Source organism: Arthrobacter sp. T2-23 (assembly GCF_055398325.1).
Genome location: NZ_AP027917.1, coordinates 3,445,474 through 3,465,752 on the forward strand (window position 1 = coordinate 3,445,474; position 20,279 = coordinate 3,465,752).

The following is a 20,279-nucleotide window of genomic DNA, read 5'->3' on the forward strand; positions in this document are numbered from 1 at the left end:
AAAGGCGCCGGTGGGGCGGGGGCTGCCGGGGAGACCGTAGAATGAACAACGGATGGGTTGACTAGGCGGCCGCGCGTCACGCAAGTGGCTCGAGGAACGTCCGGGCTCCGCAGGGCAGGGTGGTGGGTAACGCCCACTCGGGGTAACCCGCAGGCCAGTGCCACAGAGAACAGACCGCCTGCCCAAGGGCCGTGTCCGCACGGTCCCGGGAGCAGGTAAGGGTGAAACGGTGGTGTAAGAGACCACCAGCTTCCCGGGCGACCGGGAAGGCTAGGTAAACCCCACCCGGAGCAAGGCCAGACAGGACACGTTTGAGGGCTGCCCGCCCGAGTGTCCGGGTAGGCTGCTGGAGGGCGTCGGCAACGGCGTCCGTAGATGGATGGCCGCTACTCCCGCGCCGGTAACAGCGCGGGAACACAGAACCCGGCGTATCGGTCAACCCATCCATTCACCGCGGCCGCGGCCGCCAGGAGGCGGCCCCAGGGCAAACGAAAGGGCCGCCACCTTTCCGGTGCCAGCCCCCGCGTTCCAGACGTAGATTTCGGATCAGGCCTTGGCCTTCCGCTTCACCCAGCCCCACGCCGCCGTGGCGACAAAGAGGACCAGGCCAATGATGGCCAGCCAAATCAGGCCCTTCACGACGAAGCCCAGGATCGAGAGGATGAGCCAGATGACAAGTAGTGCAACGATGAGTCCCATCCGGCCATCCTAGGGCAGGGGCGCTACGTTTCCGCGGACATCCGGTGTGAGTGATTTCACCCCCTACCGGCCGGTAGGGGAGCAGGGGCCGCCCTAGAATGGATAGCGAACGTAGAAGTTCTGCCGCCGGGTCTGCGTTCGCAGCCGGTGGCTTTTTCTTTGCGATGCATATAGGTACGCGGGCTGGACCGAATTCCCGCAACGCCAGGTTCCGGACATCCGCCGGTAGCCGACTTCCGCATACGAGGACGTATGCGGTGGATTCTAGGAAGGTAGTTCTGTGAGCCAGACGTCAGATTCTTGTCTTGATACGTGGATGGGCCGGGAGGCGCTCGCCGAGGCCATGATCCCGGTGATCGGCCGGCTGTACCGCGAGAACAACGTGGTGACCTCCATCCACGGCCGGAGCCTGATCAACAAGTCCACTATGAACATCCTCAAGGCGCACCGCTTCGCCCGGCGGATGAGCAAGGAAGAGCTGCGCCTCGAAGAGACGGCACCGCTGCTGGATGCCCTCACCAAGTTGGACCTGGGCGCGGCAGCGATCGACATCGCCCGCCTCACCGAAAAGTACCGCGCCGAAGGCGACGGCGTCAGCCTCGATGAGTTCCTGCGCGACGAGCTGGCCGAAATTGTCGGCAAGCGCGGCGGCGACGACCGCACCAGCACCGACGTCGTCCTCTACGGCTTTGGCCGGATCGGCCGGCTGCTGGCCCGCCTCCTGATCGAAAAGGCCGGCGGCGGCCACGGCCTGCGCCTGCGCGCCATCGTGGTGCGCCGCGGCTCGGATAACGACCTCACCAAGCGTGCCAGCCTGCTGCGCCGCGACTCGGTGCACGGCTCCTTCGAAGGCACCATCAAGGTGGACCTCGAGAACGACACCATCACCGCCAACGGCGTCCAGATCCAGGTCATCTACTCGGATAACCCCGCCACGGTGGACTACACCGCCTACGGCATCCAGGACGCGCTCGTCGTCGACAACACCGGCCGCTGGCGCGACGCCGAGGGCCTGTCCCAGCACCTCCAGAGCAAGGGTGTCTCCCGCGTCCTGCTCACGGCGCCGGGCAAGGGCGAGCTGAAGAACATCGTGCACGGCATCAACCACGGCTCGATCACCGATTCGGACACGATCGTCTCCGCGGCGTCCTGCACCACCAACGCCATCACCCCGGTGCTGAAGGCGATCAACGACCGCTACGGTGTGGTGCACGGCCACGTCGAGACGGTCCACTCCTTCACCAACGACCAGAACCTGATCGACAACTTCCACAAGGGCGACCGCCGCGGACGCTCCGCCGCGCTGAACATGGTCATCACCGAGACCGGCGCAGCCAAGGCTGTCGCGAAGGCCCTGCCGGAGCTCCTCGGCAAGCTCACCGGCAGCTCCATCCGCGTTCCCACCCCTGACGTGTCCCTGGCCATCCTCAACCTGAGCCTCGAAAACGGCACCACCAAGGACGAGGTCAACGACTACCTGCGGGAAATGTCGTTGCACTCGGACCTCCGCAAGCAGATCGACTACATCGATTCGCCCGAGGTGGTCTCCACGGACTTCGTCGGCTCGCGCCGCGCCGGCATCGTCGACGGCCTCGCCACCATCAGTAACGACAAGAACCTGGTGCTCTACGTCTGGTACGACAACGAGTTCGGCTACAGCTGCCAGGTGGTCCGCGTCATGGAGGAAATGGCCGGCGTGAACCCGCCGTCGTTCCCCGCCAAGGACGCAGCCGCAACGCTGGAAGCAGCCGGCCTGCCGGTCGAGGTCGGATAGCCTGTTTCCCTTTCCCGGCCGGGTCTCTGGAATCGGGCGGGAAAGGGAACCACAATGGAGCCATGGAACAGAACCCGGCTCTGGAACACGAAACCACCCTCGAACACGCCCTCGATGTGGCTCGGCGGAACGCCAAGGAGGCCAAGCGACTCCTCGACGACGCTCGGGCCAAGCGCGAGGCCGGCGAGATTGACGACGCCCGCGTCAGCCAGCTCGAAGCGCTGCTGACCCTCGCCGAGGAGGACCTCCGCCGGGTCACCAGGGAACAATGACCCCGGAGGACTGACCGGCCGGCACTCCGACGCTGGACAGGTCCTCCACACTGTGGATAAGCGGCCCGGCGTCGGTGGTCCGGCCTAGGCTGGGCTGGTGCAGCGCCCCCATCCCTCACGGGAACTTCCGTGACCGCCACGTGGAATGACTTCCGGCGTGCCCGGCACCGGGCCCGCCAGGCATGGGCCGTCCTGGCCGCCGGGCTGGTGGTGCTGCTCGCCGCCCTCGGCTGGTTCTTCACCGCAGGACAGTTTGCGCTGGAAGAGCCGCCGGCCGCCGGCCCCACCGAGGCTCCCGTCCTCGCGCCGGGTTGGATGAACGCTGTTGCCCCGGTGCGGCCCGTGCCGGACGGAAGCGCCGTCGAGCTGCTGGAGACGCTGCCGGTCAAGGGCCGGGCCTCTGGGACCAACTACGAGCGCAGCGCCTTCGGCCAGGCCTGGCTCGACGTCGACCGCAACGGCTGCGACACCCGCAACGACATCCTCCGCCGCGACCTGGCCGGTGCCAGTTTCACCGAGGGCTCCCGCTGCCGGATCGGGGCCGGGTCCTTTCAGGAGCCCTATACCGGCCGGGCCATCGAGTTCCGGCGGGGTGCGGAGTCCAGCAAGGCGGTGCAGATCGACCACGTCGTGGCGTTGGGGGACGCTTGGCAGAAGGGGGCCCAGCAGCTGACGGCCGAGCAGCGCCAGCACCTGGCGAATGATCCGCTGAACCTGGTCGCCGCGGACGGCCAAGCCAACCAGGACAAGGGCGCGTCCGACGCCGCCAGCTGGCTGCCGCCGAACAAGGCCTTCCGTTGCCACTATGTAGCTCGCCAGATCTCGGTCAAGGCGGCCTACGGGTTGTGGGTCACCCCGGCCGAAAAGGACGCTATGAAGCGGATCCTTGATGCCTGCCCGGGGCAGCCGACGGTGGTGCCGCGCTGAGTATTGCTGGTCCGAACCCCAGCTCATTGACAGGCGACGCCACCGGGTCTACCACTGGGATTATCAGCTAGGACCCACCACCAGGGCCCACCACTCGAGGAGCAGAAATGGCCTACGGAGTTGTGCACTTTTTCCCGGGGGGAACCAAGGAACAGTACGAGGCATCCATTGCCGCAGTTCATCCCGGCGAAGGCCGCCTGCCGGAGGGCCAAGTCTTCCATGCCGGCGGCGCTTCAGCCGGAGGCTGGACGATCATGGCGGTCCATGATTCGAAGGAGAGCTGGGAGAAATTCCGCGACGGCATTCTGATGCCCAGGATGCAGGCCGGGATCGAGGGCGGCTTTGCTTCGCCGCCGGAAGAGACCGTCATTGATCTCTACAAGGTGATGCCCTAGGAGCGGGTCTCCGGTCAGAGGAGCACTGCGACCAGGCACCGTCTTAACGGTTCCTTGAAGCTGCGCGTCGGCGCAGTTGAGTGTGGCGGCATCGTAGCTTTCCCCATGCGGGCCATCATGCCAGCGCGGCTCCCGCTTTCCCGCTTAGACGACGAATTCCTGCGCGGCGAGTTCAGCTTCCAGGCGTTCGACGTCGTCCCGGTGGCACAGCTCGGTGGCCTGTGTCGTGACGGTCGCGCTGCCGGCGGCGACGGCCGAGCGGAACGCCTCAGCCAGGCTGCGCCCCTGAGCCAGGCGGAGGACAAAGGCCGCCAGGAAGCTGTCGCCCGCCCCGACCGTGCTCCGCACCTGCACCTGCGGCACGGCCAGCCGGAGGGTGCCCTCCCTGGACGCGAGGACGGCGCCCCGCCCGCCAAGGGTCAGGGCGACATGCTCGGCGGAACCGTCGGCCACGAGCGCCATCGCGGCATCGAGTTCGCTTTGCTCGCTGTCCAGCGTGGTGCCGAAATGCAGTCCGAGTTCCCGGCGGCTGGGTTTGATCAGGAAGACACCTTCGGCCAGCGCCGCGGCCAACGCCGGCCCGGAGGCGTCCACGACGCACCGCGCATTTTGTTCCCGGGCCAGCCGGGCCACCTCGGCATAGAAGTCATCCGGTACCCCGGGCGGAAGGCTTCCGCTGGCCACCACGTAGCCGCCCGGCTGGATGGAGTCCGCCACGAGCGTCAGGCAGAGGCGCCATTCGGACTCACTCAACTCCGGCCCCTGGAGGACGAAGCGGAACTGCTTGCCGGTGGACGCCTCATCGACCGTAAAATCCTGGCGGGTGCTGCCCTGGATCGGCACCACGAGGGTGGGTAGGCGCTCGGCCTCGATCAGCCGTCGGTACGCCTCGCCTGTGGGCCCGCCGGCGGTGTAGACGGCCAGGGGGCGTCCGCCGAGCCGCTGCACGACGCGCGCCACGTTGATGCCACCGCCGCCCGGATCCAGCCGGCTGGGGCCGCAGCGGAGTTTATGGCCGCTCTTCACCTGCTCGGTGGTGGTACTGATATCCAGGGCAGGGTTCACGGTGACCGTGAGGATGGGCAACACCTGCGCCGATGGGGATGCATCCATGAGCCCAAGCATAGGAGACGCGGCCGGATCCCGGGCCGATGGCCCTAGCCGGAAGGGAAGGTGCTCCGGGAGAATGGGCGCGGCAGGACGCGCGGCCCGATGCCCGCGGCACGACTGGAGCGGGAACATGGCACATCGCAGGGGAAGCCCCGGCAAAGGCAGCGCAGGGAAGGCCCTGGCCCGCCGGTCCGGGGCCGCGGACTCTAAGGAGGCAACCAGACGACTGCCCCTCGGGGTCTATGAGGCCGAACTTGCCCGGCTCCAGGCAGAGCTGGTTGCGCTGCAGGAGTGGGTCCGCAGCACGGGGGCACGCGTGCTTGTTCTTTTCGAGGGCCGAGACGCCGCGGGCAAGGGAAGTGCCATCAAGCGGGTCACGGAATACCTGAATCCGCGCGTTGCCCGGATTGTGGCGCTGCCGGCCCCCACCGACCGGCAGCGCGGTGAATGGTACTTCCAGCGCTATGTGGAGCATCTGCCCGCAGCGGGGGAAATCGTGCTGATGGACCGCTCCTGGTACAACCGCGCCGGCGTCGAACGCGTGATGGGGTTCTGCACGCCCGCAGAACACAAGCGCTTTATGGCCCAGTGCCCCGTGTTCGAGCGCCTCCTGATCCAGGACGGCATCCTGATGTTCAAATACTGGTTCTCGATCAGCCACGCGGAGCAGGAACGGCGGTTCCGGTCCAGGCTCGAGGATCCGCTGCGGCAATGGAAGCTTTCGCTCATGGACCGGGAGGCGATCTTGCGGTGGGAGGACTACTCCCGGGCCAAGGACGACATGTTCGTGCAGACGGACACCGCGGAATCACCGTGGTTTGTGGTCGAGGCCGAGGATAAACGCCGGGCCAGGATCAATATGATCGCGCACCTGCTCTCCAGCATCGACTACACCGAAGTCCGGACCGAGCCGGTGACCCTGCCGGAACGGCCGCGCGCCGTGAACTACACCCGCCCGCCGCGGGAGCTGTACCGCTACGTGCCGGACCACGCCGCCCTGCTGCTGAAAACCGGCGAGGAATAGTCCGGAGGGGCGTCCCGCCGGCGGGCTTAGTGGCCGAACGGATCCGGGTCCACGCCCGGCATCCACGTCAGCCCGGGAACGCCCCAGCCGTTCTTCTTGGCCTGCTTCATCGCCTTGCGGGAGTACCGGTCGATCAACCGGTTGACGTACAGCTTGCCGTCGAGGTGGTCGTATTCGTGCTGGATCACCCGCGCGAACCACCCGGTCGCCTCAAACTCGACCGGGTTGCCGTCGCCGTCGAAGCCCTGCACCCGGGCCCATTCGGCCCGTTTGAGCGGGTACTGCCCGCCCGGGAAGGACAGGCAGCCTTCTTCCTCCTCGTCCGGGTCCGGCAGCGCGCCGGAGACCTTGGAAAGGGTCAGCACGGGGTTGACGACGACGCCGGACGGCGGGGCGCCGTCATCGTTCTCAAACTTGTACACAAACAGCCGTTTGCCCACGCCGACCTGGGGCGCGGCGAGGCCGACGCCGTTGGCGGCGTCGTTGGTCTCGAACATGTCCGCGATCAGCGTGCGGAGTTCGTCGTCGAAGACGTCAACCTCGGCGGCCCGGCGGTGCAGAACGGGTTCGCCCCAGATCGTGATGGGTAGGACAGTCATATCGAAAGAGTTCCTTTGGTGCTGGGCTGCTGCGGCGGGAAGTCAGCCGGCGATGGTGCGGCCGACGACGTCGCGCATGATTTCGTTGGTACCGCCGAAGATGGTCAGCAGCCGGGCCGCCAAGAAGGCCTGCGCCACCGGGTACTCCAGGATGTAGCCGTAGCCGCCGTGCAGCTGGAGGCACCGGTCGGTGACGGACTTGGCACGCTCGGAGGCCCACAGCTTTGCCCGGGCTGCGGAGGCGGCGTCGAGCTCGCCGGCGTTGAAGGCTTGAATGGCCCGGTCAACGTAGGACTCGGTGACCTCAACCTCGGTGAGGATGTCGGCCAGCTCAAAGCGGGTGTTCTGGAAGTCGATGATCCGCTCGCCGAACGCGTTGCGGTCCTTCGTATACTTGACTGTCGCCTCGTAGACGGCCCGGACGACGGCGGAGCTCGCCACGGCGATCGCGAGCCGGCCCTGGGGGAGCTGCTCGGCGGCGTACTGCAGGCCCTTGCCCTCCTCCCCGACGAGGTCCGCGTGCGGGACGCGGACGTTGTCAAAGAACAGTTCCGCGGTGTCCGACGCCTTGAGGCCCATCTTGTCCAGCTGGTTGCCGGTGTTGTAGCCCTCGCCCTTGCGCACCATAAACAGTGAGAAGGAGTCGCGGCCGCCGCGCCCGGTGCCGCCGTCGGTACGGGCAAGGACCAGGGACGCGTCGCCGGAAATGCCGTTGCCGATGAACGTCTTCTGGCCGGTGATCAGCCAGTCGTCGCCGTCGCGCACCGCCTTGGTGCGGATGCCGCGCAGGTCCGAGCCCGCGCCGGGCTCGGTCCAGGCCACCGAGGTGACCGTTTCACCGGAGACCATCCCGGGGAGCCAGCGGCTCTTGAGGTCTTCGGAGCCGTAGGCCAGCAGGTGGGGGAGGACCATGTCATCGTGCAGGTGGAAGGCGAGGCCGACGGCGAGGTGGTCGCTTTTGGCGAATTCCTCATCCAGCACGGCACGGAAGCGGTAGTCGGCCATGCCCAGGCCGCCGAACTCCTCGGGGACCGCGAGGCCCAGCAGACCCTGCTCGCCGGCCGCCGACCACAGCGTGCGAGGCATCATGTGGTCCTGGTCCCACTGGGCGTAGTGCGGGGCGACCGCCCGGGTGTTGAACTCCGCGGCCATCTCACGGAACATCTCGTGGTCTTCTTCAAAGAGCTGGCGCTTCATGAGGTTCCTTCCGTGGACGGACAACACTGGACCGAGAATATCTGGACAGACATGATCCAGACAGACAGTACCTAGACAGACAACAAAGGCCGCACCGGATAACCGGTGCGGCCTTTGGCAAGGTCGGACAATTCTGCCGTCCTTGGTGAGGGTGAGCGACGGGGGTTGAACCCGCGACCTCCTGGACCACAACCAGGCGCTCTGCCAACTGAGCTACGCCCACCATGTGCCCCGCCATGCCCTCCGGCGAACCGGCTGGCTGAAAAGGCAACGACAAATAGCTTACCTGCTCTTCGGGGGTGGTTTTGCCACTTTTCTCGAATTCGCCGAAATTTTCCCCAAACGTGGTGGAGATTACTCCGCGGGAGCTGCCGCCTGTGCTTCAGCGGGCGCGTCTGCCGGCGCCATGACGGATTTCGCGATCCGCTGCGCCGTGGCGCTGTCGGGACCCGGGGCGGGCACAAAGACGGCCTCCCGGTAGTAGCGCAGCTCGTCGATGGAATCCTTGATGTCGCCCAGGGCGCGGTGGCCGCCGAGTTTGGCGGGGGACTGGAAGTACGCCCTGGCATACCACCGCCGGGAGAGTTCCTTGATGGTGCTGACGTCGATCACGCGGTAGTGCAGGTGTTCCACGAGCTCCGGCATGTCGCGGACCAGGAACACACGGTCGGTGCCCACCGAGTTGCCGCCCAGCGGGGCCTTCTTCGGATCCGGCACCCACTTCTTGATGTACTCCAGGACAAGGGCCTGCGCTTCGGCCATGGTCTTGCCGTGGGGGAGTTCGGCCAGCAGCCCGGAACGGGTGTGCATGTCGCGCACGAAGTCGTTCATTTGGGCCAGTGCGGCGTCGTCGGGTTTGATCACGACGTCCACGCCGTCACCAAGGATGTTGAGCTCCGAGTCCGTCACCAGCGCAGCCACTTCGATGAGGGCGTCGTTCTTGGTGTCCAGGCCGGTCATTTCGCAGTCGATCCACACGATGCGTTCATTAGATATAGGCACTCGCCCAGCCTACCGTTCCGGCGCCCCTGAGCCTTCCGGTGCTAGGATTTTGGGAACCCGGCCTTCGAATCTTTTCATCATCGCGGCACGCCCCCTGACTGCCTTTCGGGCCGGACGCGGGCCAAACCAGCCCCACAACAGCCAGCCCCACAACAGATTGGACGATCCTGAGATGACGGCGCCTGTACCCGCGGCGGGGGAAACGGCTGCCGGTACGTCCCGCACCTCCCCGAAGGCAGAGGTTGCGGATGTGGACAACGCACGGTCGCCGATCCTCTCCGGATTCCTAGGCTCCGTGTTCATGGCCGTCGGTTCGCTCGGCGTCGGCTGGCTTGCCCCCGTCTCCGAACTGCGCCGGCTGCCCCTGTTCATCTGGATGCGGACCGAAGCCGTGGGCGTCGGATTGAGCATTGTGCTGCTGGCCGTCGGCGGAATGCTGCTGGTCCGTGCCTGGCTCCGGCTGGGCCAGCGCGTGCGGCACTGGGGCGCCGGTGCCCGCAAGGCGACGCTGCTGGCGGTGGCGGCCTGGGGGCTGCCGATGATGTTCTCCGTCCCGCTCTTCAGCCGCGATGTCTACGCCTACATCGGCCAGGGCCGCCTGATGGTGGAGGGCTTCAACCCCTACGAGAACGGCATCTCGGCGCTGTCCAACTATTTCCAGCTCGGCGCGGACAAGATGTGGACCGAGGCTCCGGTGCCCTACGGGCAGCTCTTCCTCTGGATCGAACAGTTTGTGGTCTGGTCCACAAACGTCCACCCCGAGGCCAGCATCATGCTGTTCAGGCTCGCGGCCCTCCTCGGCATTGTGCTCTGCGTGATCTACGTGCCGAAACTCGCCGAGCTCCACGGCGTCAACCCGCACCGCGCCCTCTGGCTCACCGCCGCGAACCCGCTGTTCCTGACCAACTTCATCGCCAGTGTGCACAACGATGCCCTGATGATCGGACTGGCCCTCGCCGGCCTGTACTACTGCGCCACCAAACGGGTGCCCCTTGGTCTGGTGCTGGTCACGCTGTCCATCTCGGTCAAGCCCATCACCATCGTGTTCCTGCCCTTCATCGGCCTCTTGTGGGCAGGCAAGAACGCCGGCTGGCCGCGTAAGTTCGTCTTCTGGGCGCTCACCGCCGGGATCAGCCTGGCCCTGCTGTACGGGATGAGCCTGGTCAACGGGTTCGGGTTCGGCTGGATCAACGGCCTGTCCGCCCCGGGCAGTATCTGGATCTGGTACGCGCCGGTCGGCCTGCTGGGCCTCATTGTCGCCTCGATCTTCAACGCCTTCAGCCTGGACGGCTGGGGGATGGCCAAGTGGGTGTACGACGCCGGCAAGCTGCTTGCGCTGGGCATCGTCGCGTGGCAGATCTTCCGCGGCGACTTCGACCGCCTGATGCGCCGCCTGACCCTGGCGTTCGCCGCCGTCGTCGTCCTGGCGCCGATGATCCAGTCCTGGTACGTCGTCTGGCTCATCCCGCTGTTTGCGGTCACGGGCATCCGGGATGACTGGCAGGTCAAGGCCGTGTACTTCATCGTGTCCTTCTTTATGGTTTACGCCATCTCGGACCAGCTCGAAGTCTTCCCCTACCTGCAGACCGAGGACCTGGGCCTGGCGCTCGCGCTGGCCCGCAACGCGGCCGCCATCATCGCCCTGCTCTTTGCGCTCTATCTGATCTTCCTCGACCCGAAGACCAAGCAGCTGTTCAGCAAACCGGCCGAGCCGGTTACCACCCGACCGGTTATCTAAGCGTCAGCAGGAAGCTTCCGCAGCGCTTCCCGGCGCGACAACGGGCTGAGTTGATCCCCGTACTGCCGGACAAACGCGCGCACCCACTCCGGATCGGTGGCGGAATAGTCGCGCAGCGCCCAGCCGATTGCCTTCCGGATAAAGAACTCGGAATCGGCCAGGTTGGCCTCGATGACACCGGCCAGCAGCGCCCGGTCCGTGGCGGACCGGGCCCCGAGCTGGGCGGTGATGGAGGCCCGCCGGATCCAGAAATCCGGATCCGTGCTCCAGCGCAGCAACACGGGGGACATGTCCTCCCGGTGGGTCTGGAGCAGCTCACACAGCCGGTGCGAGACCCCGTCCACCAGATCCCACCAGGCGCCGCCGCGGATGATTTCCTCGTACAGCGGCAGCATGCCCAGCTCGCCGGCCGCCAGCCGCAGCCCCGTCAAATCGATGGCTGCATAACGCTCCTCGCGCCAGTGCGCGCCCCGCCACAGCTCCAGAACCGCCGACTGCAACTCCGCGAGGGAACCGGGAGGCAGTTCCTTGGCGGCGGCCTTGACGATCCGCCGCACCTCCGGCACGCGGACCCCCAACGAGGGCATCTCGGATTTCATGTAGGCCTGGGCCCCCACTGCCCGGACAGGATCCGCCGCCGCCTGCAGCCTGGACCGGATGGCGGAGATCAGTTCAGCGTGGCCCATGAGGACACTTTAGCCATGCCCCCGCCGGCCCTAGAGTTAAGGGCATGTCGATGATCAAGAGCCCAGCCGAGATTGCCCTGATGCGCGAAGCAGGCCGGGTCGTGGCCACCACGCTGGAACGCGTCCGGGACGCGGCCGACGTCGGCGTGTCCCTCAAGGAGCTGGACGAACTGGCTGCGGCGACCATCGCCGGGGCCGGGGCCACCCCCGCGTTCCTGAACTACCGCCCCCGCTGGGCGGCTGTGCCCTTTCCCGGGGTGATCTGCACGTCCGTCAACGACGCCGTGGTGCACGGCATCCCCAACGACTACCGTCTGGCCGACGGGGACCTGCTCAGTGTCGACTGCGGCGCCTTCCTCGACGGCTGGTGCGGCGACGCGGCCATCAGCTTCATCGTGGGCACGCCGGACCCGGTTGACCAGGCGCTGATCGCGGCCACTGACGAGGCGCTGGCCCGCGGCATCGAGGCGGCGCGGATCGGGAACAAGATGGGCGATCTGGCATACGCGATCGGCGGGGCGGCGCGCCGGGCCGGTTACGGCTTGCTGGCCGACCACGGCGGCCACGGCATCGGCCGGACCATGCACGCGGAGCCGCCGGTTCCCAATGACGGCCGGCCCGGGCGGGGCATCAAACTGAGCGAAGGGCTCGTCATCGCGATCGAACCCATGCTGATCCTCGGCGGGAAGGACGACTATTACCACGACGAGGACGAGTGGACCCTGCGCTCGGCCAACGGACGCCGGGCAGCGCACAGTGAGCACACCGTCGCGATCACGGCAGACGGCCCGGTGATCCTGACGCTGCCCTAGGGCCGGTGAGCTGCGCCCGGCCGCGGGCTATCAGCGGGTCCGTGTGCCTTGGCCAGCCAGTCGGACGCGTTGACGATGCGTTGCGAGCCGCAGCTGAATGATGCGGGCCGCTCCGGCGATGGCGACCAGCACACCCCCGCCGACCGCGGCGATGAAGAGGGCAATTCCGAGCGGGACCGAGCCTTCGAGGCCAAAGAACTTCACCTGGACGTAGACCTGGTTCTGCAGAATGAAGACGATGAGCAGGACCAGCACCACGAGTGCGCTGGCGACGGCAGCCCAGACCATGCCCGCGCGGGTGACCTGACGGGGTTCAGGGGCGGACGACGGCGACTTTGGCGCTCCGGCGCGGAGTGCTTCCTCGCGGGAGCCGGCCGGGGCATCAGTCGTCCCGGGGTTCTGCGGGCTCGGGGCTTCGTTCGGATCCTGGGGATCGAATCCGCGGGGTATCTGGGTCATGGCGGCCGTACCTTTCGGTTGCGGGCGGGCTGTCAGGCATTCCCGATATCCCGCCGGTGAGTCCAATACTAAGGGTACTGAAGACCGGGTGGGCGCACGTGCTGTTGGCAGTCGGCGGGGGACGGTATAGCGTCACAGCCAAGGGGCCGCCCTGAGCAGGCGGTTCAGGCGAGGAGGCATGGCCGTGACGATCGTCGACAACGCCGTTTACGTGGACGGGTACCGGACCGCTGACCCGGAGGACCTGGACGAGACCTACTTCCTGTTGCGGCAACGCCAGGGGATGGCCTGGATCGGGCTCTACCGCCCGGATGCCCCGGAGCTTCGCTCGGTGGCCGAGGAATTCGACCTGAACCATTTGGCGGTGGAGGATGCGCTCGCCGGCCACCAGCGCGCCAAACTCGAGCACTACGGCGACACCCTGTTCCTGGTGCTGCGGCCGGCCCGCTACCTGGACGAGGTGGAGAAGGTCGAGTTCGGGGAGATCCACGTCTTTACCGGCCCCGACTTTGTGGTCACCGTCCGCCATGCCGAATCACCGGACCTGGCCCGGGTACGGCGCCGGATGGAAGCCGAGCCCGAGTTCCTGGCCCTCGGCCCGGACGCCGTCCTCTACGCCATCCTGGACCAGGTGGTCGATGAGTACGAGCCCGTGGCGGCCGGCCTGGAGAACGACGTCGACGAGATCGAGGATGAGCTCTTCGCCGCCGATCCCGGCGTCTCCCGCCGGATCTACGAACTTTCGCGGCAGGTAATCATGTTCCAGCGCGCCACGGCTCCGCTGACGGCCATACTGCAGGCGCTCAGGGCCGGCAGCGCCAGCAGGGTTCCCGGCCCCGAACTGCAGGACCACTTCCGGGACGTCCTGGACCATGTGCTGCGCCTGAGCGAACGGATCACGGCGTTCCGCGCCCTGCTGCAGAATGCGCTCGCGGTCAACGCCGCCCTGGTGGCGCAGCGGCAGAACGATGAAATGCGGCTGCTGACGGAATCGAGCATCGCCCAGAACGAACAGACCAAGCGGATCTCGTCCTGGGCCGCCATCCTCTTCGCGCCGACGCTCATCGCCTCGATCTACGGCATGAATTTCCGCCTGATACCCGAACTCGACTGGGTTTTCGGCTATCCCATGGCCCTGGGGCTGATGCTGGCGATGGGGCTGGCCCTCTATTTGACCTTCCGGCACAACAAATGGATCTGACCGGCTGATGTCCTGGGTTCGGGATTGAGGTCTTTCCGGGTTCGGGATTGAGGTGGAGCGGCTCTGGCCGGCGGATGATCCGCGGCCAGAGCCGCACGCTTGTGCCCCAGGAGGGAATCGAACCCCCGACCGGCGGATTAGAAGGCCGCTGCTCTATCCCCTGAGCTACTGGGGCGCGTGTGGCGTGCCGTCCGGCCGCTGCCGGGGGACGCCTCAAGAAGTTTACAGTGCCCGGTGGGCGCTGCCGTCAAGGGGTCCCCGGAAATTTTCGCTGTGCCTGCCGGCCGGCCGCTCGGTTGCCGGCCACCGCCAGGCGGACCCTTGGCCGGCGGACCCACCCGCTTGGCGGGCCGGGTTGTCCACATAGCGGAGTCCGGCACTGCCGCTGGCCTGGGCGGCGCGTAAAGCTGGGAGAGCCAGTAAGACTCATCGAGACAGGACAGCGCAATGAATGACAGCATCACGGTCCGCGGCTTCGTGGCCACGGAAATCAAGACGTCGACGACGCCGGGCGGCGTCGCCACGGCGAACTTCCGGCTCGGTTCGACCGGGCGGCGCTTCGACCGCGCAGCCAACGCGTGGGTGGACGGGAACACCAACTGGTTCACGGTACAGGGCTACCGCCAGTTGGCCGGAAACATGGGTTGCAGCATCAGGAAGGGCCAGCGGGTCATCGTCGTGGGCCGGCTCAAGATGCGCAGTTGGGAAAAGGACGGTCGCGTTTACCATGTGGCGGAAATCGACGCCGAGTCCGTCGGCCACGATCTGATGTGGGGATCCGCGCACTTCACCCGAAACGCCGGCAACGGCCCGGTACCGGGCCAGGACACGGCGGCCACCAACCGGCGGGAGGGCGTGACCGACGCGCCGGAGGACGTCGACCGCGAGCTGGATGCGGACCGGGACGACTCCGCGGACCACGCCCAGGGTGACGCCCGAGACGACGAGCAGGAGTTCGACCAGGAGACCGGTGAGCTGAAGGAGGCCGCCGCCTGAGCACGGGTCCTCCACGCGGGCCTGCGCGCGGGTCCGGCAACACCGGTCCGGCACGCGGCCCGCCGGGCTCCATCGTGGGGTCCGGAATGTGAGTTATCCCGGCCGAACCACTAGATTTGTAGGCATGGCGGAATTTATCTACACAATGACCAAGGCCCGTAAGGCCGTTGGCGAAAAACTTATCCTCGACGACGTGAGCATGTCCTTCTTCCCGGGGGCCAAGATTGGTGTTGTTGGCCCGAATGGTGCCGGTAAGTCCACCATTCTCAAGATTATGGCCGGCCTGGACACTCCCTCCAACGGCGAAGCCCGGCTCAGCCCCGGCTACACCGTCGGCATCCTGCTGCAGGAGCCGCCGCTGAACGAGGAGAAAACCGTTCTGGGCAACGTCCAGGAAGGCGTCGGCGAGATCTACGGCAAGATCCAGCGCTTCAACGAGATCTCCGAAGAAATGGCCAACCCCGACGCTGACTACGACGCCCTCCTTGAGGAGATGGGCCAGCTCCAGGAAGCCATTGACGCCGCCGACGCCTGGGACCTCGACTCCCAGCTCGAACAGGCCATGGATGCCCTCCGCTGCCCGCCGGCCGACGCCGACGTCACGCTGCTCTCCGGTGGTGAGCGCCGCCGCGTCGCCCTTTGCAAGCTCCTGCTGCAGAAGCCGGACCTGCTGCTCCTTGACGAGCCCACCAACCACCTCGACGCCGAGAGCGTGCTGTGGCTCGAGCAGCACCTCTCCAGCTACCCCGGCGCCGTGCTGGCCGTCACCCACGACCGGTACTTCCTCGACCACGTGGCGGAATGGATCGCCGAAGTGGACCGCGGCCACCTGTACCCGTACGAGGGCAACTACTCCACGTACCTCGAAAAGAAGCGCGCCCGCCTGGAAGTCCAGGGCAAGAAGGATGCCAAGCAGGCCAAGCGGCTCACCGAGGAACTCGAATGGGTCCGCTCCAACGCCAAGGGCCGCCAGACCAAGTCCAAGGCCCGCCTCGCCCGCTACGAGGAAATGGCTGCGGAGGCCGACCGCACCCGCAAACTGGACTTTGAAGAGATCCAGATCCCGCCGGGACCGCGCCTGGGCGGCGTCGTCCTGGAAGCCAAGAACCTGCAGAAGGGTTTTGAGGACCGCACCCTGATCGACGGACTGTCCTTCAGCCTGCCGCGCAACGGCATCGTCGGAGTTATCGGCCCCAACGGCGTCGGCAAGACCACCCTGTTCAAGACCATCGTCGGCCTGGAGCCCCTCGACGGGGGCGATCTGAAGATCGGCGACTCGGTTAAGATCTCCTACGCGGACCAGAGCCGTGGCGGCATCGACCCGAACAAGACCCTGTGGGAGGTCGTCTCCGACGGGCTCGACTACATCCAGGTCGGCCAGGTCGAGATGCCGTCCCGCGCCTACGTCGCCGCTTTCGGCTTCAAGGGCCCGGACCAGCAGAAGAAGGCCGGGGTGCTTTCCGGTGGTGAGCGCAACCGCCTGAACCTGGCGCTGACCCTCAAGCAGGGCGGAAACCTGCTGCTCCTCGACGAACCGACCAACGACCTCGACGTCGAAACCCTCAGCAGCCTCGAAAACGCGCTGCTCGAGTTCCCGGGCTGCGCCGTCGTCGTCTCGCACGACCGCTGGTTCCTGGACCGGGTCGCCACGCACATCCTCGCCTACGAAGGCGACGAGGAGAACCCCTCCAAGTGGTATTGGTTCGAGGGCAACTTCGAATCCTACGAGGAGAACAAGATCGAGCGCCTCGGCCCCGACGCGGCCAAGCCGCACCGCGTGACCCACCGCCGCCTCACCCGCGACTAGGTCAAGCCAGGCCCGCGACGGCCGCAGCAGAAAGGCCGGCTCCCCAGTTCACCCTGGGGAGCCGGCCTTTGTGGTGAGGAGCTTAGCCGCGGTCGGCCTTGCGCATCTGGTGCTGCAGCACCTTTGTCTGGACGGCGCCCTTGACCTTGTTCTTTAGGTCCGTCGGCACGCGGATCATGCCCTCCTGGGCCACCGTGGCCACGTGCCGGCCGTCGCGGCTGAAGATCTTGCCGGTGGCCAGGCCCCGGGCGCCCTGGGCGCTGGGGGACTCCTGGACGTAGAGCAGCCACTCGTCCACCCGGACGGGGCGGTGCCACCACATGGCGTGGTCCAGGCTCGCGACGGACATGCCCGGAGTAATCCAGCTCATCCCGTGACGGCGGAGGACGGACTCCAGCAGGGTGTAGTCGCTGGCGTAGGCCAGCGCCGCGCGGTGCATCTCCGGGTCATCGGGCATCGGCCCAAACGTGCGCATCCAGACGGCGTTCCGGGCCTCCTTGGGACCCTTTGCGGAGACATACAGGGCCGGATCAACGTGGCGGATGTCGAAGGGCCGCTCATAGGCCCAGTGCCGCGCCACCGGGTGGTCGTACTTGCCCAGCAGATCGGCCGTGCTCGGCAGCGATTCCGGGTCCGGGATTCCCGCCGGCATTTCGGTCTGGTGCTCGATTCCCTCATCCTCGTCCTGGAAGGAGGCGATCATCGACAGGATGGGCATGCCCTCCTGGTACGCGTGCACCCGCCGTGCGGAAAACGACCGGCCGTCGCGCAGCCGCTGGACTCCGAAGGTGATGGGCTTGTTGGCGTCGCCGGGCCGGAGGAAATAGCCGTGCATGGAGTGCACTCCGCGGCCGTCCGGGACGGTGCGGCTGCCGGCAACGAGGGACTGCGCCAGGACCTGGCCGCCGAACACACGCTGCCGCGGCTGCTTCTGCGACGGGCCCATAAAGATGTCCTCGTCCGTCCGGGCGCCCTCCAGCTCGCCGAGGTTCAGGAGTTGGATGAGTGAGGAGGTGGGGTCCTCGGTGGGCAGCGCCTGCAATCCGGCTTCGGCTTCAGTCATGGTTTGACTCTAGACGGCACCCCGGCACCGCTCAAAAGAGGCACAGCCGGTAGAGTCGAGATTGTGTCTGACGTCCTCACCCAGCCCCTGCAGTTCACCGATCCCCGCGACCTCGCCGACATGCGCACCTTTGCCACCCGGGCCCGGGCGATCGACGACGGCGCCATCCGGCTGACCGCGTCCGGGCCGGTCCTGGCCGCCTACGTCTGTGTGCTCCGGCCCCGCCTGCTGGGCGAGTCGACCCCCACCATCCTGGGGCTCCGGACCGTGGCCCTGGCCCAGCCGGCGGAGCTCGACGTGACGGTCCCGCTCGCGGCAGTGCTGGACCGCCTGGCGCGCGCAGGTGCCGACGACGTCGAACTGCCGGTACCGCCTATGACGGTCACCGAATCGTGGGCCGGCGTCGGCGCTCCCCGCACCGGGTGGGAGCCGCTGGGTGCGCTGCCGGACGCGGCCCTGCGGCAGGCGGCTGAAGCCGGGATCAGCGAGATCGCCGGCATCATCCCGGACAAGCCCGGCGCCCTGATCGTCAACAACGCCCGGGCCACCGTCTGGGGCCGGCCGCTGCCCGACGCCGGGGGACTGCCCGCCGGGGCCGCGTTCGCCGCGTTGACCCTTGGTTTCCTGGCCGACGGCGAGCAGAGCCTCTTCCGGGCGGGCCGGTGGTACCGACTCAGCAGCGCGCGCGGACACGTCCTGGTCCGCGCCGGCTCGGGACTCTAGTACCGCCCAGTCCTGAGGGCCCGACGGCTGGCGGGCAACCCGCTCAGCCCGCCGTGACGGCCGCGAGTTTGACGGGGGTGTGCTGCCCGGCCCACGTTCCGGTCAGGGCCTGGGGGCCAGCAGTCAGCGCCGCCAGGTCAAGCCGGCGGATGATCAGCAGCTCCAGCGCCCCGGTCAGGATCACCGTTTCCGCGTCCGTGCTGGAGGCCGTTCCGGGGCGGAGGGCCGGCGCTCCGGAACGTAGCGGCCCGGTGCTGCCAACCAGAACGGACTCCGGCATCGCCTCGAGCCTGCCGTCGACATCCAGCAAGTGCTGCGCCTGGGGCTGGCCCGTCAGGATGGCGGCAGTCACGGCATTCAGGTAACAGGGATCACCGACGGCGTCGTAAACCCACCGCTCGCCGAGAACCGAGTGTTGCATGGTGCCGATCAAGGACCCTTCGGCGCCGGGCAGGGGCGAGCCCCGGTAGCTGAGCGGCACCTGGAAGACGGTACCGTCAGCCTCAACGAGGATCGTCTCGAGGCCGACTTCGCCGTCCGGATCGTCGAACCGGAAGGCGCCCACCTTGCCCAGGGCCGAGACGTCTTCCGTGAACCAGGGCTGGCGCGGCAGCCAGCTTTGAAGGAGTTCCAGTTTCGTGGGCTGCAGCTCAGCCTGATGAATGATCGCCATGACGGTCAGCCTAGCCGGACCGGGCTGCCGGCCGTCTCAGAAACGGAGGATGTTCAGCTCCGCGGCGGGCTGGAATCCCAGCCGGGCGTAGAAATTGCGCGAAGGGGGCGACGGCGAGAGCACCATCCGTGCCGCTTTGATGCCCTGCGAGAACCCAACGGCCGCTTCGACCAGTTGCGCTCCGATGCCGGAATTCCGGAATGCCGGCAGCACGTAGACGTTGCCCAGGTAGGGGTGCCCACACGCGGCGAACGAAACACTTGCCTCCCGGATACCCGGCCGGCCGGGTATTATTGAGGCAGAAAGACCCCGGAGACATTCCCCCAAGTGCCTCCGGGGTCTTTCCATCTCCAAAACCAGGCCCGGGCGCCCCAGAGGACCGGCATTGACGCCTCTGCGATACTGGGCCCATGAGCAGCCTGTCGGTGCTGGATCCACCCGTCGAGCGGCACCCCCGTTTCAACCGGGCATTACATCCGGACCGCGGCTGGATCCGGGTGCTGCGCTTCGCGGTGGGTGTCCTGGTGATCGTCGCCTTGGTCCAGAAGACATTCGATGCGACGCGCCCTGGCAACGACGTGGATGTCGCGCAGCTCTACTCCGAATTCACGGTGCAATCGAACCTTGCCCTCGGGCTGGTGCTGGTGGTCGCGGCTGCCCGGCCGCTGGTCCGGCTGCCGCAGTGGTGGGACAGCCTGTCGGGTGCGCTGGCCTTGTACCTGGTGATGACCGGCATCATCTATGTGGTCCTTGTCGCTCCGCCGGACGAGCCGTGGTGGAGCCTGGATATGTACTGGCCCCAGCTCGTGCACCACCGCCTGGCTCCGCTGTTCGCCGCCATGGATTGGCTGTTGGTCACGAGGACCGTGCGCGGCAGCTGGTGGCGTCCGCTGGCGTGGCTCGGCTATCCGGCCGCCTTTCTCATCTTCTCGTGGGTGCGCGGAGGCATCGACGGCTGGTACGTCTACGACTTCCTCGATCCAACCCTCGACGGCGGGTGGGGCGCCGCCCTCACGACGACGGCCCAGGTGCTCGCCGCGTTCCTCGTCGTCGCCGTTCTCCTACATGTCGCCGGGAATATTCGCGCGTCGCTCGCGGCCCCGCGTGTGCAGCGCTAGGTAG

The 20,279-nt window shown here is 67.1% G+C and carries 22 protein-coding genes, 2 tRNA genes and 1 other RNA gene; 13 read left to right on the forward strand and 12 right to left on the reverse strand.

Annotated features, from left to right (window positions below):
• Positions 1 to 53 precede the first annotated feature (53 nt).
• An RNA gene (gene rnpB / locus ACZ5Z0_RS16105) (RNase P RNA component class A) lies at positions 54 to 447 on the forward strand.
• 99 nt (positions 448 to 546) lie between these two features.
• Here rnpB and ACZ5Z0_RS16110 read toward each other — a convergent pair.
• On the reverse strand, positions 547 to 699 hold the full coding sequence (locus tag ACZ5Z0_RS16110; protein WP_138769055.1) for an LPXTG cell wall anchor domain-containing protein: 153 nt from the start codon (positions 697 to 699) through the stop codon (positions 547 to 549).
• Positions 700 to 1,015: 316 nt separating this feature from the next.
• Between ACZ5Z0_RS16110 and ACZ5Z0_RS16115 the strand changes: the two genes are divergently transcribed.
• The 4 genes from ACZ5Z0_RS16115 (at position 1,016) to ACZ5Z0_RS16130 (ending at position 4,067) form a co-directional block, all read left to right on the forward strand.
• Positions 1,016 to 2,473 carry a glyceraldehyde-3-phosphate dehydrogenase gene (locus tag ACZ5Z0_RS16115; RefSeq protein ID WP_464109278.1) on the forward strand — a complete coding sequence of 486 codons (1,458 nt, stop codon included), beginning with the start codon at positions 1,016 to 1,018 and terminating at the stop codon, positions 2,471 to 2,473.
• Positions 2,474 to 2,535: 62 nt separating this feature from the next.
• Positions 2,536 to 2,745, forward strand: coding sequence for a hypothetical protein (locus ACZ5Z0_RS16120; RefSeq protein ID WP_138769057.1), 210 nt, complete (start codon positions 2,536 to 2,538; stop codon positions 2,743 to 2,745).
• 129 nt (positions 2,746 to 2,874) lie between these two features.
• Positions 2,875 to 3,672 carry an HNH endonuclease family protein gene (locus ACZ5Z0_RS16125; RefSeq protein ID WP_464109279.1) on the forward strand — a complete coding sequence of 266 codons (798 nt, stop codon included), beginning with the start codon at positions 2,875 to 2,877 and terminating at the stop codon, positions 3,670 to 3,672.
• 122 nt (positions 3,673 to 3,794) lie between these two features.
• Positions 3,795 to 4,067: a hypothetical protein gene (locus tag ACZ5Z0_RS16130; RefSeq protein ID WP_464109280.1), complete on the forward strand. Its 273-nt coding sequence runs from the start codon at positions 3,795 to 3,797 to the stop codon at positions 4,065 to 4,067.
• 144 nt (positions 4,068 to 4,211) lie between these two features.
• On the opposite strand, the gene ACZ5Z0_RS16135 is transcribed toward ACZ5Z0_RS16130, so the two are convergent.
• Positions 4,212 to 5,180, reverse strand: coding sequence for a 1-phosphofructokinase family hexose kinase (locus tag ACZ5Z0_RS16135; RefSeq protein WP_464109281.1), 969 nt, complete (start codon positions 5,178 to 5,180; stop codon positions 4,212 to 4,214).
• A 127-nt stretch (positions 5,181 to 5,307) separates the two neighbouring features.
• Between ACZ5Z0_RS16135 and ppk2 the strand changes: the two genes are divergently transcribed.
• Positions 5,308 to 6,201, forward strand: coding sequence for a polyphosphate kinase 2 (gene ppk2, locus ACZ5Z0_RS16140; protein ID WP_464109282.1), 894 nt, complete (start codon positions 5,308 to 5,310; stop codon positions 6,199 to 6,201).
• Positions 6,202 to 6,227: 26 nt separating this feature from the next.
• Here the strand turns inward: ppk2 and def are convergent, their stop codons facing one another.
• The 4 genes from def to orn form a co-directional block, all read right to left on the reverse strand.
• Positions 6,228 to 6,800: a peptide deformylase gene (def, locus tag ACZ5Z0_RS16145; RefSeq protein WP_464109283.1), complete on the reverse strand. Its 573-nt coding sequence runs from the start codon at positions 6,798 to 6,800 to the stop codon at positions 6,228 to 6,230.
• Positions 6,801 to 6,842: 42 nt separating this feature from the next.
• Positions 6,843 to 7,997, reverse strand: coding sequence for an acyl-CoA dehydrogenase family protein (locus ACZ5Z0_RS16150; RefSeq protein ID WP_464109284.1), 1,155 nt, complete (start codon positions 7,995 to 7,997; stop codon positions 6,843 to 6,845).
• Between the two features lie 150 nt (positions 7,998 to 8,147).
• A tRNA-His gene (locus tag ACZ5Z0_RS16155) sits at positions 8,148 to 8,220 on the reverse strand.
• A 131-nt stretch (positions 8,221 to 8,351) separates the two neighbouring features.
• Positions 8,352 to 8,957, reverse strand: a complete 606-nt coding sequence (orn, locus tag ACZ5Z0_RS16160) for an oligoribonuclease (RefSeq protein WP_464110807.1) — start codon at positions 8,955 to 8,957, stop codon at positions 8,352 to 8,354.
• A gap of 214 nt (positions 8,958 to 9,171) precedes the next feature.
• Here orn and mptB point away from each other — a divergent pair, with 214 nt between their 5' ends.
• Positions 9,172 to 10,737 carry a polyprenol phosphomannose-dependent alpha 1,6 mannosyltransferase MptB gene (gene mptB, locus ACZ5Z0_RS16165; RefSeq protein ID WP_464109285.1) on the forward strand — a complete coding sequence of 522 codons (1,566 nt, stop codon included), beginning with the start codon at positions 9,172 to 9,174 and terminating at the stop codon, positions 10,735 to 10,737.
• Here mptB and ACZ5Z0_RS16170 read toward each other — a convergent pair.
• On the reverse strand, positions 10,734 to 11,423 hold the full coding sequence (locus ACZ5Z0_RS16170; RefSeq protein ID WP_464109286.1) for a DNA alkylation repair protein: 690 nt from the start codon (positions 11,421 to 11,423) through the stop codon (positions 10,734 to 10,736). The two genes, mptB and ACZ5Z0_RS16170, sit on opposite strands and share 4 nt — an antisense overlap.
• 44 nt (positions 11,424 to 11,467) lie before the next feature.
• Between ACZ5Z0_RS16170 and map the strand changes: the two genes are divergently transcribed.
• On the forward strand, positions 11,468 to 12,235 hold the full coding sequence (map, locus tag ACZ5Z0_RS16175) for a type I methionyl aminopeptidase (RefSeq protein WP_464109287.1): 768 nt from the start codon (positions 11,468 to 11,470) through the stop codon (positions 12,233 to 12,235).
• A gap of 30 nt (positions 12,236 to 12,265) precedes the next feature.
• Here the strand turns inward: map and ACZ5Z0_RS16180 are convergent, their stop codons facing one another.
• Positions 12,266 to 12,694, reverse strand: coding sequence for a LapA family protein (locus tag ACZ5Z0_RS16180; protein ID WP_464109288.1), 429 nt, complete (start codon positions 12,692 to 12,694; stop codon positions 12,266 to 12,268).
• 184 nt (positions 12,695 to 12,878) lie between these two features.
• Here ACZ5Z0_RS16180 and ACZ5Z0_RS16185 point away from each other — a divergent pair, with 184 nt between their 5' ends.
• The gene (locus ACZ5Z0_RS16185) at positions 12,879 to 13,895 is read left to right on the forward strand and encodes a magnesium and cobalt transport protein CorA (RefSeq protein WP_464109289.1); all 1,017 of its coding nucleotides are present in this window, start codon (positions 12,879 to 12,881) and stop codon (positions 13,893 to 13,895) included.
• A gap of 102 nt (positions 13,896 to 13,997) precedes the next feature.
• Here the strand turns inward: ACZ5Z0_RS16185 and ACZ5Z0_RS16190 are convergent.
• Positions 13,998 to 14,070, reverse strand: a tRNA-Arg gene (locus tag ACZ5Z0_RS16190).
• A gap of 272 nt (positions 14,071 to 14,342) precedes the next feature.
• On the opposite strand from ACZ5Z0_RS16190, the gene ACZ5Z0_RS16195 reads away from it, so the two are divergent.
• Both ACZ5Z0_RS16195 and ettA read left to right on the forward strand, forming a co-directional pair.
• On the forward strand, positions 14,343 to 14,891 hold the full coding sequence (locus ACZ5Z0_RS16195) for a single-stranded DNA-binding protein (protein ID WP_464109290.1): 549 nt from the start codon (positions 14,343 to 14,345) through the stop codon (positions 14,889 to 14,891).
• A 124-nt stretch (positions 14,892 to 15,015) separates the two neighbouring features.
• Positions 15,016 to 16,698: an energy-dependent translational throttle protein EttA gene (gene ettA / locus ACZ5Z0_RS16200; protein ID WP_464109291.1), complete on the forward strand. Its 1,683-nt coding sequence runs from the start codon at positions 15,016 to 15,018 to the stop codon at positions 16,696 to 16,698.
• A gap of 82 nt (positions 16,699 to 16,780) precedes the next feature.
• Here ettA and tesB read toward each other — a convergent pair whose 3' ends face one another.
• Positions 16,781 to 17,761, reverse strand: a complete 981-nt coding sequence (gene tesB, locus ACZ5Z0_RS16205; RefSeq protein ID WP_138769069.1) for an acyl-CoA thioesterase II — start codon at positions 17,759 to 17,761, stop codon at positions 16,781 to 16,783.
• Between the two features lie 63 nt (positions 17,762 to 17,824).
• Between tesB and ACZ5Z0_RS16210 the strand changes: the two genes are divergently transcribed.
• The gene (locus tag ACZ5Z0_RS16210) at positions 17,825 to 18,484 is read left to right on the forward strand and encodes a DUF8185 domain-containing protein (RefSeq protein ID WP_464109292.1); all 660 of its coding nucleotides are present in this window, start codon (positions 17,825 to 17,827) and stop codon (positions 18,482 to 18,484) included.
• 43 nt (positions 18,485 to 18,527) lie between these two features.
• Here ACZ5Z0_RS16210 and ACZ5Z0_RS16215 read toward each other — a convergent pair whose 3' ends face one another.
• Together ACZ5Z0_RS16215 and ACZ5Z0_RS16220 are read right to left on the reverse strand one after the other, a co-directional pair.
• Positions 18,528 to 19,157, reverse strand: a complete 630-nt coding sequence (locus ACZ5Z0_RS16215; RefSeq protein ID WP_464109293.1) for a CG0192-related protein — start codon at positions 19,155 to 19,157, stop codon at positions 18,528 to 18,530.
• A 36-nt stretch (positions 19,158 to 19,193) separates the two neighbouring features.
• Complete coding sequence (locus ACZ5Z0_RS16220) at positions 19,194 to 19,370, reverse strand: GNAT family N-acetyltransferase (RefSeq protein WP_464109294.1); 177 nt, start codon at positions 19,368 to 19,370, stop codon at positions 19,194 to 19,196.
• Between the two features lie 212 nt (positions 19,371 to 19,582).
• Between ACZ5Z0_RS16220 and ACZ5Z0_RS16225 the strand changes: the two genes are divergently transcribed.
• Positions 19,583 to 20,275: a Pr6Pr family membrane protein gene (locus ACZ5Z0_RS16225; RefSeq protein WP_464109295.1), complete on the forward strand. Its 693-nt coding sequence runs from the start codon at positions 19,583 to 19,585 to the stop codon at positions 20,273 to 20,275.
• Positions 20,276 to 20,279 lie beyond the last annotated feature (4 nt).